The sequence below is a fragment of the Alloprevotella rava genome (assembly GCF_014195585.1).
Taxonomy (GTDB): Bacteria; Bacteroidota; Bacteroidia; order Bacteroidales; family Bacteroidaceae; genus Alloprevotella; species Alloprevotella rava.
In genome coordinates this window covers 500,960-514,928 of the sequence record NZ_JACICA010000001.1, presented here as the reverse complement: position 1 = coordinate 514,928, position 13,969 = coordinate 500,960, and the positions used below count along the sequence as shown (strand labels likewise).

Sequence of the window (13,969 nt, the reverse complement as noted above, 5' to 3'; positions counted from 1 at the left end):
CGTCGGCTAGGTGGGCCATTACCCCGCCTACTACCTAATCAGACGCATCGCCATCCTTTACCAATAAATCTTTAGTTGCAACAAGATGCCTCATCACAACACTATCAGGTATTAATCTTACTTTCGCAAGGCTATCCCTGAGTAAAGGGCAGGTTCGATACGCGTTACGCACCCGTGCGCCGGTCGACGCCCATCAAAAGCAAGCTTTCAATGTCGTTTCCCCTCGACTTGCATGTGTTAAGCCTGTAGCTAGCGTTCATCCTGAGCCAGGATCAAACTCTTCATTGTAATTATGATTTTGTTTTATTTTCTGTTTTACTCAGAACGTCCGTATCTATAAGAAAATTAACGGTTGATTTCTACAATTCTACCCGAACATGATACATTTCTGCATCTTGTTCTTTCTTTTCTTGTACTTCTCTTCTTAAAAGTTTATGTCAATTCTTTCAAAGATCACAGTTGACAACCACAAGGAATAACCCCCGTTTCTCGGTTGCGGATGCAAAAGTACTACGAGATTTTGGAATAGCAAAGAATATACTGCACTTTTTTTCGAAAAAAGTTTCAAATCGGAGCTTTTCTGGGGGAAAACGACGGGTGCCTCAGAGGGGCTGATAAACCTCACAAATGCGTAAAATACTGATTATGTATATATTAACAAAACAAACAAGATTTCTGAAGCTTCTGGGCTTTTTATTACAACTTTTTTTGAAGAGGGCTACTATAATAATAGAAGTAAGCTTTGGTTTCCTTATTGCGTTTGAAAATACAATAAGGATGTCAGCTCACGCCCTTATTGCGTCAGCTCACAGGCTTATTGTGGTGAAGCTATATTATAAGGAGTGTGAGCTTTTGTGGGTAGGAACGCTCTCCTATGTATTTTTTGTTGGTAAGAGAATATTGAGTTTATTATATAACGAAAGGATAATATTAACGCATTTTGGGGATGAATCAAAAAGGAACAAAATTTCACCTACAATTATAAAAAGGCAGGAAAATATTTGGACGATAATAGAAAATGCTGTATCTTAGCATTCCAATATAAACGCCATAGTCTATGAAGCATGAAATGCCCAAGCTCAACTATCCTCTTGATGGATTGAAGCCTAGGATAAGTGAGGATACGATGAAGTTCCATTATGGCAAACATCTCCAAGCTTACACAGACAACTTAAACAAGCTCATCAAGGGAACAGAATTTGAAGATAAGAGTTTAGAAGAAATTGTTAGAACGGCCAATGGTGCCATTTATAATAATGCTGCCCAGGTATGGAATCACACATTTTTCTTTGAAACTTTATCTCCCACTGCAAAACCTATCAGCGGCACATTGAAAGCGAAATTGATAGCAACATATGGGAGTATAGATAATTTCAAAAACCAATTGATGGCAAAAGCTACGGGATTATTCGGTTCTGGGTGGATTTGGCTTACATACAACGAACGCAATCAATTAAACATTGAAGCGATGACAAATGCAGGTAATCCACTACAAAAGAACATGACTCCGCTTATGACTATAGACGTTTGGGAACATGCCTACTATCTAGACTACCAAAATCGCCGTGCGGACTTTTGCGAAGCCGTATGGGAGTTGACGGACTGGCAGCTAGTAGAACAGCGCATGGAGAAAAATCTTTTCAACATCTATTATTAATTACACGTTATTAAATTAACACTAAAGTAAGACATCACAAAATGAAAAAGTATCGTTGTACAGTATGTGACTGGGTATATGACCCAGAAGTTGGAGATCCAGATGCAGGTATTGAGCCTGGAACTGCTTTTGAAGATTTACCCGAAGATTTCGTATGCCCTCTCTGCGGCGTTGGTAAAGACGACTTTGAAGTAGTTGAAGAATAAAAGCTACAAACTAATACACATACTTATAGTAAAAGGAAGAATTCCATCAGGAATCCTTCCTTTTTTATTCATCACAATGATGTCGATTTATCATTAGAATCTGGCTTAAGTCGCGCTGCCAATCTGGATGTTCCTTTAAAAAGCTATCGATATGGCGTCTACGTTTCTCCTCTAGAATTTCATCTTCGGCAATCAAAATACCTGTCTCTTCCACTTCTCCAAAAGCATGATTTATCGCTGTACCAAAAAAGCGCATTGTCGGCGAAAGATTCATGTAAGCATTAACGAGAGGAGGAATATTATAACCTCTAGCACGAACATTCTTATTCAATATTTTGTAGTCTTCCTTAAAATCCTTTTCCACAAAGAGACGTTCTAAGAAGAAAGCGTCTGTTTCTAGTTTAATTGGGTTAGTTGGGATAATCAAATGATCTCTATCGCCAAAATGCTTATCTAGAAAGTAAAGTATCATATCACGAGCGGGTCGGTCGAAACTCGGATACATCGTCATTTTACCAAAAAAATATTTCAATTCAGGAATAATCACGGTAAGAGCGCCCAAACCATCCCAAAGATTATCCAATGCAAACAAACCTTTGGTCATTGCACGACTACTTTGATATTCCAGCGTTACGAAAGAACGTCCTAATTCCGTAGTACGCGGTGCATAGTCGCGAATGAACTCTTCTGAGAAATGAAACATGTGACTTGTTGCAAGAATAGGTTGTCCAGCATTGTCATATTTCCAATCGCTACCAGGAAGGAAACGATAGCCACCAAGAATCACTTCATTTTCTGGATCCCAAACAAGCAGTTGGTAGTAAGGGTGATCAGACATATCAAACTCGTCTAAATCACAACTTAATCCAGTTCCCCCTCCTGCAGTGCGGAAAGCAATCTCTCTCAGACGACCAATTTCACGCAACACATTAGGGGCTTGTTGCCACGTTACAACATAAATTTCATTGCCGCCTTTATTTGTTGAGCGTAACTTACGATCCTGTGTAAGTTCAGATTTCAACAAACGACGTTCAATAGGAGCTATGATTTCTTCTTCCATATACTTTTTCATACAACCTAAAAGGTTGTTTCTCTGTTCAAATTATAGACAACATTCTGCACATATTCAGCCCACTCAACAGGCTTGCGAGTTTTATCAAAGGTTTGCCATGGAATGGGTTTACCAATGGTGATTGTAAATGTCTTATGACGATTTTTCATCATCTCATCAACTAGATAAAGCATCGCAATATTAACCTTAAGATGTAGGGCTTTACAGATATTGGCGAGACGATAAAAGCGTTCACTATTGGAGCCGCTAAAATGAATAGGAATCACATCACGATGTGTCTCAACACTCTTTGTTACAAAAGTTTTCTGCCAAGCTAAATCGCGTACCACTCCTTTATTCTTCCTACTACACAAGCCAGCAGGGAACATTATGATGGCGTCATCTGAATGAAATCCAGCCTCTACCATAGCAGGGAAATTCCGACTCTGTAAACCTGTTTTATTTATTGGAATACAAAGAGGAGCAAGTCCATGAAGATTCATGAGTAAATCGTTAACTAGATACTTCACATGACCTTCAAAATGTTCTCCTAAAACAGCACCTAGTGCCACACCATCTTGCCCCCCTAGCGGATGGTTACTGACAAAAGTATAGCGTCCAGCTTCGGTTGCTGGAGGAAGATTCTCACGCCCCACAACATTAAGGTTCATATCCAAAAAACGAACACAATCCCAAAGCCAAGGTACTCCCTGTTTTTCTCCTTCATCCTTCAAATACACATTGAGTTCATCTTGATGGATAATCCGCTTCAAATAATTGATAAGAAAACGGGGAACAAAACGGGCCTTCTCACCCATCTTGTCGCGTATAACCTTATCAAGGTCAATCAAATAAATATGGTCAGACATAAATATCTTTACAACTTCTAACATCAACGAACACCATTATTGCTCGTTTAGTTTTGCAAAAATAGTAATAAAATCTTCAGATTAACGGGTATGGACAATAGAAAGTTTACTTCACTTGAAAATAAGATATGCCGTATCAAGACGGTAAAAAGAAGAAATGTACTAAAAAGGAAGCATGATCGAAGTTACGATGATCCCACTTTTTTCAAGCAAAACCTTTACTCTCTTTCCATGCTTCCGCTTTAGCACATTTCCATATTAAATGCCTAAACTATATTAGGAACATTTTAGGCATGTACAAATGTTCCGAGATTTTCTCCTTCAAGAACTTTTTTAAGATTACCCACTTTATCCATATTGAAAACATAGATAGGTAAGTCATTATCTTTTGCCATTGCAATGGCGGTAGTATCCATCACTTTCAATCCACGCTGAAGCACTTCATCGTAACTAATATCATCAAACTTTGTTGCCGTTGGATCTTTCTCAGGATCTGCTGTATAAACGCCATCAACACGCGTACCTTTCAGCATGACATCAGCTTCAATCTCTATACCACGCAGAGTAGAACCAGTATCTGTTGAGAAATAAGGATTTCCCGTTCCTGCTCCCATGATGACTATTTCATTACGTTCCAAGATGCGCAAAGCCTTCCATTTATTGTAAAAATCACCTATCGGTTCCATACGAATAGCAGTCAGAACTCTACTCTTTACACCAATTGCACCTAATGCACTGCTTAGAGCGAGAGAATTGATAACCGTAGCACACATCCCCATTTGGTCACCCTTTACACGGTCGAAGCCTTTACCTGCTCCCTGCAAACCGCGGAAGATATTACCACCACCGATAACTATTCCGATCTGTACGCCCATTTCATGGATTTCCTTGATTTGCTGAGCATATTCGTTCAAACGCTGTGTATCTATGCCGAAACCCTGTTCGCCAGCAAGACTTTCACCGCTCAATTTCAATAAGATTCGATTGAATTTTGCCATTCTATTCCAATATTTAATACTTCCAGAAGCGAAATTAAGGAATCCTATGATAAAAAGCCTCATCAAATGATCCTTATTTAGTTTTTTATGCCAAAAATTCGATGATAATAGATTGCCTGCACACCACCTCTTACTAACATAAAAGTCAAAAAAGCAAGCCATAAACCGCCATTACCAAACATAGGGAAAAGCAAAAAACGAAGAAGGAAGAAACTTGCAGCAGCTAGAGCGACAGCGATTAGCATCAGGCGCGATGACGTTGTGCCGATGTAAAGTCCATCATAGAGAAAAGCAGCAAAGCCAGTTAGAGGAATAAACACTACATAAGGCACATAATCTTGTGCTATGACTATTACGGCCCTCTTATCCGTGAGGAGTTGCAAAAGTCCGTTTCCTCCTATCACATATACTATAGTAAAAAGAAGCATCAGTCCTATTCCCCAAACAAAAAGGTAGCGAGTAAGACTTTGGAACATTGAGAAATCTTTAGCTCCATAGGCTTTTCCTCCAATAGCTTCCCCCGCATAGGCGAAACCATCCATCACATAGGAAAATAGGATATAAAACTGCAAGAGCAGAGCATTTGCAGCCAGAATCGTGTCACCTTGAACCGCTCCCGTTGCAGTAAAAAAGAGTTGCACAGCTACTAAACAAAGTGTTCGGAGGAAAATGTCTCGATTTACAGATAAAAACCGTCCCCATGGAAGTTCCGCCTGAGATGACAGCTTACGCCAAAGAACGTCTATAGGACGATGATTTGCAAGCGGGAAGAACATATACATAAAAAAAGCGATCCATTGCGACACTAGCGTACCGACGGCTATACCTTCCACTTTCCAGTCAAAATACATCGTTAGCAACATACTAACCAATATATTGATAACATTTTGCAGAATAGCTACCACCATTGGTACACGAGCGTTTTGCTGCCCCAAGAACCACCCAGTCAAACTGTAAATACCCAACATAGCTGGCGCCCCCCATATGAGGATTCGGAAATAAGAGCCAGCCATGATTGAAACGTCTGGAGAGCTTTTCATCACCCATAAAGAGAATCTAAGCAATGGTTGCTGCAACAGAATAAAGGCAAAAGCAAGACCGAAAGCCATTCGCAGCGAGCGCTGGAGAATATGATTTATCTCTTCCACATTGCCACGGCCATAGGCTTGCGAAGTGAACCCTCCTGTTCCCATTCTAAGGAAACCACAGAGCCAATACAACATATTAAAAATCATACCGCCCACAGCGATAGCTCCGATACAATCGGCGGATCCAATATGTCCAGAAATCCACAAATCAACTAAGCCGAGCAAGGGAACTGTAACGTTCGAAACAATACTTGGGATTGCAATTTTTAGAATTTGGCGATTCATAAAATTGTTGTTAGTGAAGAACAAACTGGATTTCCTTAAAAGTATAGCGCCGCAAATGCCCCTCTACGTCTCTCAGCAACAGTAGTCCATTTGGTTCTATATCGGCTATTTCTGCTTGAAACTCTCCACCTTCATCACGATAAGTATACACACCTTCACGACGATAGAGACAAGCCTTATACTCCTCATTGATAGCTTCTCGTTCTCCTTTTTCCAAACGAGAATAATAATGTAAAAAACTTTTAAGCCAACGTTCAAGAACAAGATATCGGTTTACTTCAAAACCTACAATCTGCGCCACTGAAACAGGATTAGGAGCATCACTTAAAAAACTCTGTTGATTCACATTGATACCAGGTCCCACAATGGTGTGGGCTACCATCGAACCTTGCAAATCATGCTCTAAGAGCATTCCACAGATTTTTTTATCGCCATAATATACATCATTAGGCCATTTCACTGTCGTCTCACAATAAGGGCGCAACGCATCAACAACTGCCAAAGCTGCAATTTCTGAAAGATAAAATTGCTCATCAGCCCGAAGGAAATTAGGATGTACTAACAAACCGAATGTCATATTCTTTCCGTTGTCAGATTCCCAATGAGTACCTCGTTGCCCCCTCCCTGTTTTTTGTTTATCAGCATCAACAAGCAGAAACTTTTCTGTTCGTTCTCGCACTTCAGGCGTTCGGAGATAGAGCATTATTGAGTCAGTCACATTGAGATGTACGTAACCTACTTCTGGCGGCAAACCTTCAGCAAAAAAATCGATATTGGCTTTTTTCGTTAACTTATGTAGTACCAGTTCATAAGATAAATCTATGAGTTGCAAAATGAGCTCATCGCTTACATCACGCTCCACATAGACTGCATTCCAATGCAGTTTCTCAAAATGAAATGCTTCATCCACACCTTCATAATGATCCCGAAGCTTTTGAGCATATTCGGGGTCACATTTCAGCACAATACAATCAGCGCGCTCCAGTGGTAATACAGCAAACATCTTATTACAAACCTTAAAGACTAAGGTTGTATCATCAAACGGAAGACTCTCAGAAGCCCCCCGCTTACTAAGACAATACTCACGCAGTTGTTCTATATTGATCATCTAATAAAATTTATGAATGTAATGTTTCCGCCGAGTAAGATCCACGGAATAAGCATCTATGTAGTGCGTCACTTCAAAAGGCTCTTGCTCACCCACCACCGTTATAATGTCAAATCGGTAAGAACAGTTAAGATAATGTTCCTGCATATAAGCTTCTGCAGCCACTGCTAGATTGCGCTGTTTGTGCACATCAACCGCCCCAAGAGCAGTAAACTCCCCTTCCCTACTACGCGTTTTTACTTCAACAAATACTAACTCACCATAATTATCGGCAATGATATCTACCTCTAGATGCCCCACACGCCAATTACGATCAAGTAGGCGATAGTCGAGAGAACTCAGATAGCGACAAGCCACCTCCTCACCCAGCGCGCCAAGCCTGTTGTGGTCAGCCATATCAACGCTTATTTTTGAAAAAATCTTTCATTAGAGCACTGCATTCTTCTGCTAGCACTCCACTGCATACTTCTGTTTTAGGATGAAGTGCTTCAGGAGCAAATTTAGAGAAACCTCTCCTATCATCGCTTGCACCATAAACTAGACGCCCCAATTGTGACCATCCCAAAGCTCCTGCACACATCACACAGGGTTCGAGAGTAACATATAGCGTACAAGGATCGAGATACTTTCCGCCCAAAGCATCAGCAGCAGCAGTGATAGCTTGCATTTCGGCATGAGCTGTCACATCGTGAAGCGTTTCCGTCAGATTGTGCGCCCGAGCAATAATGCGGTCTTTACAAACTACCACTACGCCCACAGGGATTTCCCCTTCTTCGTAGGCTTGTCGCGCTTCAGCAAGCGCTTTCTTCATATAATCTTCGTCGGTCATAATTCTAAAGATTCTAAGGTATAAGAAATAAGTATCTATTACTTTTCACTCGTCACCAATTTCAGCCCGATTCTTCCACGGCACTCATCAATTTCTAACACACGAACTACAACGCGCTGCTGTATATGTACCACCTCGGCAGGGTTACTCACGCGATGATTTGCCAAGTTCGACTTATGAATAAGCCCATCTTTATGGATACCCAAATTAACAAAACAGCCAAAGTCTGTGATGTTCGTTATAACACCAGGAAGTTCCATACCCACTCTTAAATCATCCAGGCTCTTCACATTTTCATCAAAGCGAAAAACAGTGGCATGACCTCGCGGATCTCTTCCTGGCTTCCCCAACTCGGAGATAATATCATTCAATGTTGGCAAACCTACAGCATTCGTACAGTATTTATTTAGATCTATCGCCTTGCGCTTTTCGGCAGAACGTATGAGTTCGGGCACATCGCAATGTTCGTCCTTCGCCATCTGCTCCACCAGTGCATAACGCTCTGGATGTACTGCCGTATTATCCAAAGGATTTACAGCATCAGGTATGCGAAGAAAACCAGCACACTGCTCATAAGCTTTCGCGCCAAGGCGTGGTACATTGAGCAAGTCTTTACGCGAAGAAAAAGGGCCATTTTCCGCACGATAATCCACGATATTTTGTGCTAATGCTGGACCTAATCCTGAAATATAAGTAAGAAGGCTCTTACTGGCAGTATTGAGATTTACGCCGACAGAATTCACGCAACTTTCAACTGTTAAATCGAGTGTTTTTTTCAGTTCGCTTTGGTCCACATCATGCTGATACTGCCCAACACCTATTGCTTTGGGATCTATCTTTACTAATTCGGCTAATGGGTCTGCTAAGCGACGACCAATGCTGACTGCCCCACGCACCGTCACATCGTAATCAGGAAATTCTTCACGGGCTAATTTCGAAGCAGAATACACCGAAGCACCATCTTCCGACACTAAAAAAACAGAAATAGCATCGCCAAGATTAAGACTATTTATAAATGTTTCAGTCTCACGCCCCGCCGTTCCGTTTCCGATAGCTATTGCGTCAGGCTTATACACTTCAACCATATTGCGCACTTTTCTCATGGCAGAACCTATCATCTGCTTAGGCGGATGAGGATAAATAGTCTCATTGTGGAGCAGATTTCCTTGTGCATCCAAGCAAACCACTTTACAACCAGTTCGAAAACCAGGATCTATCCCCATAACGCGCTGCTGTCCGAGTGGAGGAGCTAACAAGAGTTGTTTGAGATTACTTGCAAACACACGAATAGCATCTGCATCAGCCTTAGCCTTGCTCTGCCCTGCAAACTCTGTTTCGATAGAAGGACGAAGCAAACGTTTGTAAGCATCTACAGCAGCTAGATGAAGTTGTGAAGATTCTCGCACGAACTGTGGACGACCATGCTCAAAGAGATCGTCACATTTTCGCAACACAAAACCTATAGCTTGTTCCTCATCATGCGGAGCTATGCTCACGCGCAAACAGCCTTCTGCTTCTCCACGCCGCATCGCTAGCAAGCGGTGAGAACTACAACGGGAGAGCGGTTCAGCATTGTCGAAATAATCGCGATATTTCTGCGCTTCTTCTTCCTTTCCTTTCACTACCGTAGAGCGAATCCATGCTTGACGACTATAAGATGTACGCACAGTGTTTCGAACTTCTTCGTTCTCACTCACCCGTTCCGCAATAATATCACGCGCCCCCTGCAAAGCTGCTTCCTCATCCAAAACTTCATCTGTTAAGTATGGAGCAACGAGAGTATCCAATCGCGCATCGGGATGCTTCATCAGCAAATCGGCTAAAGGTTCCAAACCGCGTTGTCGAGCTTTCTCTGCTCGTGTGTGTCGTTTGGGTTTATAAGGCAAATATATATCTTCAAGAACTGTTGAGTCCCAACAATTCTCGATACGATTGCGAAGCTCATCTGTCAGTTTTCCTTGTTCATCAATGGTGAGCAAAATCGTTTTTTTACGATGCTGCATTTCAGAGAGCCTGTCATTCTCATTTTTCACTGCGGCCACTTCCACTTCATCCAATCCGCCCGTCACTTCTTTGCGATAGCGAGAGATAAACGGAATTGTAGCACCTTCATTAAGAAGTTTAATAGTTCTCAATACCTGCTGCTCGTTGACATTCAACCGCTGCGCTATTATATTAGCAATCTCCATTTGTCTATCCTTTTTATCGAGCGAAGATAACAATAAGTTTTGATAGGCCATTCAAAATAGATCACATCTATCATCTCTACACATTATAATCACAGAAAGAGAAAAATAAACAATACACTTAATCCAACATTTATAAAATAGAACAACGAGGAGCATTAGTATAGACTTTGGAGCTAAAAAACTTTCTTCAATACTATAAACGTAAAAGATATATAAATACCTAAAAATAGAAAACATAATAGTTTTTTGTACATTTGCTAGCGAGCTTTATGGAAGCATCTTTTATTTTTAACTAATTATTGACAACTATAAACATGTAAATCATGAAAGTAAATACAAAGAAACCCTATTTTTTCAACGTAAAAAAGGAGCAGAAATGTACACTTATACAATTAAAAGCACCATTTTACCCCCCAAAAAAACAAACGTAACAAAGTACTTTTCAACAATCTAACTTTTTTGGAAAAACATTTCAAAATTATTGATAGTGACAGATCTTTACAAAAGTCATAGATTTACAGAACTCCTAAGTAGACCATCCTTTATACAAGGCTTTTATCTTACAATATCAATGAAAACATTAATTCTTCTCACATTCTTTGCGCTATATAGCTCTATATCTATAGCACAACAAAAGGGAAAAACAGACAGCATCTATATTCATGGGCGTGTTGTTGAAAAATTGAGCCAAAGGCCGATAGAGGACGCATCAATTATGGCTATCAACACGCAAGGAGACATTGTTTCTTCCACCAAGACAGTTGATTATTATAAACTCTATGGCATAGACGGAGGAGGTGATGTTTTGATAGAATTTAGTTTGGCTGTGCCTAATTTCGGAAACTATACATTGCTCGTACAAAAAGATAAGTTTCTGGATTTGAGTTATCCTATTACTGTTCCTGAAAAGCAATATAGGAAAAGAACTACCCTCTATGAAGTTGGCGATCTCTCCCTAGAGCGCGTGATTGAGCTTAGCGAGGCAACGGTCAAAGCCTCAAAAGTGATGATGCTCGTAAAAGGAGATACAATTATCTATAATGCTGATGCTTTTCAGTTATCCAATGGCTCTCTCTTGGATAAACTCATAGAACAACTCCCTGGAGTTTCGCTAAAAAACGGCGGACAGATCTTAGTCAATGGAGAATTTGTAAGCAGTCTGCTAATCGATGGTAAGGATTTCTTCAACGGAGATGCAGCAGTGGCTCTACGCAATCTTCCAGCCTATGCAGTCAACAAGGTAAAGGTCTATAGAAGAGGCGCAGAAGACAGCTATTTAACCATGAAAGACACAACAGATAGGAGGCAAGACCCTTTGGTTATGGATGTGCGTTTGCGCAAAGACTATCATAGTCGTTGGCTGGGAAACATTAGCCTTGGCGGAGGAACTCATAGTCGCTACAATCTGCGAGGCTTTGCTATGCACTCAAGCGACATTTTACGATTCACAACCTATGGGCGCCTCAACAATGTGGGAGATACTCGCCGCCCTACTGAGGGAGACACTTGGAGCATAGAGGATTTTTCAACTTCGCCTACTATAGATAAGGAGGGAGGAGCTGACATTTATTGGCAATCCCTACGCTCAAAAGCCTATATAACAGCTTCGCTCAAAGGAGGACAGCAGATTGAGACAATAGGAAGCGGCACTATGAGTCACCATTACCTCACAGATGGCACTTCTTATGATGGACTGGAGAAAACTATTGGAGACAATCGCTCGCATAGCTTTGAATATAATGGTCGCTTTGTTTTGCCATTACGCAAAGTCTTTATAGAATTTAAATCCCTCCTTGAATATCAAAAGACTGAGCAAAACACAACCTCCCAATCAGCTCTTTTGAAAACACTCCCCTCTGCTATTACCATACCTATAGACTCTGTACGTTCTCCGATATATGCGCCCTATCTTATTAGCGACTCCCAATCAAAAGACGCGGGTATGACCAAAAATTTAACCACAGCGCTTGGAGGTTTGGTAAAATTCGTTTCTCCACTAACGGGAAACACTATCACACTAGACACAGATGCCTCTTTCTATGATGGAAAAGCGTCTAACCACTATCGAGGCGACCGCTTCACCTGGAATGTAAGTGACAGGATGATAAAAGAGAACAGAGCTTCACTTCCTTCTCAGACATACTCATTGGGAACTAAGATAGATTACGAAATCTCTTTAAAAGCCTTCCGATGGAAACTATCTTATGGTTATTCCTATCTTTACACAAAACAAGACAGAGACATCCCGTTTGATATTATCAACTCTTACAGCTATAATGCTCGGCACAATAGGCATAATTTACAGAGCGATTTGGAGTGGATAAAGGATAGTCACATCCTACTACTTCGTTTACCACTAAGTTTTGAAAAAAGGACGGCAAACGACACACGTGCCACACAAATACAGAAGCATTACACTCTTTTCACTCCCTCTTTCACGTGGTTGTCCCCCTTTGGACTATATGCTTATTATAACTTGAGCGTTGACCCTCAAAAAATGTCGCAACTTTTCGACATCACTGATACCTATAACATGCAACAAATCTATAAGGGAAATCCGCATTTAAAGCCCTCGCAGCAGCACACTTTCGAGCTGAACTATTCCTCAAAAGCAAAAAAATCTGCTCAAGCGTGGCATGCAAACACACGTTATTCAATAGGGCATAACGAAGTGGTTTATACCTCTCTGCTCAACACTGCCACGGGCGTCTATACCCTCACACCAAAAAACGTTAGTGGAAATTATCTTGTCAGTTTGGATGCTGGCTATAGCCGCAGCTTAGACACTCAAAACCACTGGATGCTTAGCTCTGAAGTAGGAGCTTGGATACAACGTCAAAGTTATTTTACCACAACCTCCCTAACCAATATGGAGCGAGGCTCGTCCAACTCTGAAAACTTCAAAGCCAACCTACGCTTAACATGGCGTCTGCCACAACTACAAATCAATCTAAAAACAGGTGTACAGACGCTCTCTGCAACCAATAATCGTGCTAACCATTATGGTGGAACAGACTGGGTCAATGGCATCCTTCTTAACTACAATTTACCCTATGACTTCCAAATAAACTCCGATTTCACGCTATTCTTACGGTCGGGGTATTCTTTGGCAGGCATTCGACACTGTAGCAGTCTATGGAATGCCTCCATCAGTAAATCTTTTGGCAAACATTTAGGTTTTCGTTTAGAAGCCTATGACTTACTCCATCAGTTGAACAGTATCGAACGAATAGCCACCGCCTCCTATTGGCAAGAAAAGAATAAACTGACGCTTCCAAAATATTTTATGCTAAATGCAACATGGATATTTTGAAGTGTTAGTAATACTTAACGTGAGTTCAACGAATTCAGAACAATGCAAGCTGCGTGTCAATGGTCTTTGTACATTGACACACGGCTTTTGGGGAGAAAGACTTCCTTAAACTGAATTGGGGATAGTAACTTACACCAGTAAAAAACAGTTTTTTTGTTGTCACGTTGTCACAGAGAACCGAACACACTAATAGACAGAAGCTTAGGTGCGTGACAACAAAAATATTTCCTCTTTTTGTTGTCACCCTGTTGTCACACGTGTAATAAAAACGTTTTCAATTGCTTACAACACAACTGTGACGACATGACGACGTGACAACACAAAAACAACATAGGAAGAGGAGGGTATATATCCTCATTGCTTAGCTCCCTTATCA

General features: G+C 41.0%; 12 protein-coding genes and 1 rRNA gene. 4 read left to right on the top strand and 9 right to left on the bottom strand.

The window, feature by feature from the left end:
- A 16S ribosomal RNA gene (locus FHS60_RS02025) occupies positions 1-288 on the bottom strand; the annotation flags it as partial.
- A 357-nt stretch (positions 289-645) separates the two neighbouring features.
- Between FHS60_RS02025 and FHS60_RS02020 the strand changes: the two genes are divergently transcribed.
- The 3 genes from FHS60_RS02020 to rd are packed head-to-tail and all read left to right on the top strand — an operon-like array spanning position 646 to position 1,863.
- A complete protein-coding gene (locus tag FHS60_RS02020; RefSeq protein ID WP_183694297.1) occupies positions 646-1,032 on the top strand; it encodes a hypothetical protein in 387 nt (128 codons plus the stop codon).
- Between the two features lie 25 nt (positions 1,033-1,057).
- Positions 1,058-1,657: a superoxide dismutase gene (locus tag FHS60_RS02015; protein WP_183694294.1), complete on the top strand. Its 600-nt coding sequence runs from the start codon at positions 1,058-1,060 to the stop codon at positions 1,655-1,657.
- 41 nt (positions 1,658-1,698) lie between these two features.
- Entirely contained in the window at positions 1,699-1,863 is a 165-nt protein-coding gene (gene rd / locus FHS60_RS02010; RefSeq protein ID WP_009347521.1) for a rubredoxin, read from the top strand.
- Positions 1,864-1,927: 64 nt separating this feature from the next.
- Here the strand turns inward: rd and glsB are convergent, their stop codons facing one another.
- The 8 genes from glsB to FHS60_RS01970 form a co-directional block, all read right to left on the bottom strand.
- A complete protein-coding gene (gene glsB, locus FHS60_RS02005) occupies positions 1,928-2,923 on the bottom strand; it encodes a glycine N(alpha)-acyltransferase GlsB (protein WP_183694291.1) in 996 nt (331 codons plus the stop codon).
- 17 nt (positions 2,924-2,940) lie between these two features.
- Complete coding sequence (gene glsA / locus FHS60_RS02000; RefSeq protein ID WP_183694288.1) at positions 2,941-3,783, bottom strand: lyso-glycine lipid O-acyltransferase GlsA; 843 nt, start codon at positions 3,781-3,783, stop codon at positions 2,941-2,943.
- A 287-nt stretch (positions 3,784-4,070) separates the two neighbouring features.
- Positions 4,071-4,781 (bottom strand): UMP kinase, encoded by a 711-nt coding sequence (gene pyrH, locus FHS60_RS01995; protein WP_183694285.1) that lies wholly within the window; start codon positions 4,779-4,781, stop codon positions 4,071-4,073.
- Positions 4,782-4,858: 77 nt separating this feature from the next.
- Positions 4,859-6,154, bottom strand: coding sequence for an MATE family efflux transporter (locus tag FHS60_RS01990; protein WP_183694282.1), 1,296 nt, complete (start codon positions 6,152-6,154; stop codon positions 4,859-4,861).
- A gap of 10 nt (positions 6,155-6,164) precedes the next feature.
- Positions 6,165-7,262: a biotin--[acetyl-CoA-carboxylase] ligase gene (locus FHS60_RS01985; RefSeq protein WP_183694279.1), complete on the bottom strand. Its 1,098-nt coding sequence runs from the start codon at positions 7,260-7,262 to the stop codon at positions 6,165-6,167.
- On the bottom strand, positions 7,263-7,658 hold the full coding sequence (locus tag FHS60_RS01980; RefSeq protein ID WP_183694276.1) for a YraN family protein: 396 nt from the start codon (positions 7,656-7,658) through the stop codon (positions 7,263-7,265).
- Between the two features lies 1 nt (position 7,659).
- Positions 7,660-8,091 (bottom strand): nucleoside deaminase, encoded by a 432-nt coding sequence (locus tag FHS60_RS01975; RefSeq protein WP_183694273.1) that lies wholly within the window; start codon positions 8,089-8,091, stop codon positions 7,660-7,662.
- A gap of 38 nt (positions 8,092-8,129) precedes the next feature.
- Positions 8,130-10,280 (bottom strand): Tex family protein, encoded by a 2,151-nt coding sequence (locus FHS60_RS01970; RefSeq protein WP_183694269.1) that lies wholly within the window; start codon positions 10,278-10,280, stop codon positions 8,130-8,132.
- A gap of 571 nt (positions 10,281-10,851) precedes the next feature.
- Here FHS60_RS01970 and FHS60_RS01965 point away from each other — a divergent pair.
- Entirely contained in the window at positions 10,852-13,593 is a 2,742-nt protein-coding gene (locus FHS60_RS01965) for a TonB-dependent receptor (protein ID WP_244957393.1), read from the top strand.
- Positions 13,594-13,969 lie beyond the last annotated feature (376 nt).

Coding starts and splice junctions, on each gene's coding strand:
- FHS60_RS01970 (WP_183694269.1), bottom strand. CDS start 10,280: ATGGAGATTGCTAATATAATAGCGCAGCGGTTGAATGTCAACGAGCAG.
- FHS60_RS02020 (WP_183694297.1), top strand. CDS start 646: ATGTATATATTAACAAAACAAACAAGATTTCTGAAGCTTCTGGGCTTT.
- glsB (WP_183694291.1), bottom strand. CDS start 2,923: ATGGAAGAAGAAATCATAGCTCCTATTGAACGTCGTTTGTTGAAATCT.
- rd (WP_009347521.1), top strand. CDS start 1,699: ATGAAAAAGTATCGTTGTACAGTATGTGACTGGGTATATGACCCAGAA.
- FHS60_RS02015 (WP_183694294.1), top strand. CDS start 1,058: ATGAAGCATGAAATGCCCAAGCTCAACTATCCTCTTGATGGATTGAAG.
- glsA (WP_183694288.1), bottom strand. CDS start 3,783: ATGTCTGACCATATTTATTTGATTGACCTTGATAAGGTTATACGCGAC.
- FHS60_RS01965 (WP_244957393.1), top strand. CDS start 10,852: ATGAAAACATTAATTCTTCTCACATTCTTTGCGCTATATAGCTCTATA.
- FHS60_RS01985 (WP_183694279.1), bottom strand. CDS start 7,262: ATGATCAATATAGAACAACTGCGTGAGTATTGTCTTAGTAAGCGGGGG.
- pyrH (WP_183694285.1), bottom strand. CDS start 4,781: ATGGCAAAATTCAATCGAATCTTATTGAAATTGAGCGGTGAAAGTCTT.
- FHS60_RS01975 (WP_183694273.1), bottom strand. CDS start 8,091: ATGACCGACGAAGATTATATGAAGAAAGCGCTTGCTGAAGCGCGACAA.
- FHS60_RS01980 (WP_183694276.1), bottom strand. CDS start 7,658: ATGGCTGACCACAACAGGCTTGGCGCGCTGGGTGAGGAGGTGGCTTGT.
- FHS60_RS01990 (WP_183694282.1), bottom strand. CDS start 6,154: ATGAATCGCCAAATTCTAAAAATTGCAATCCCAAGTATTGTTTCGAAC.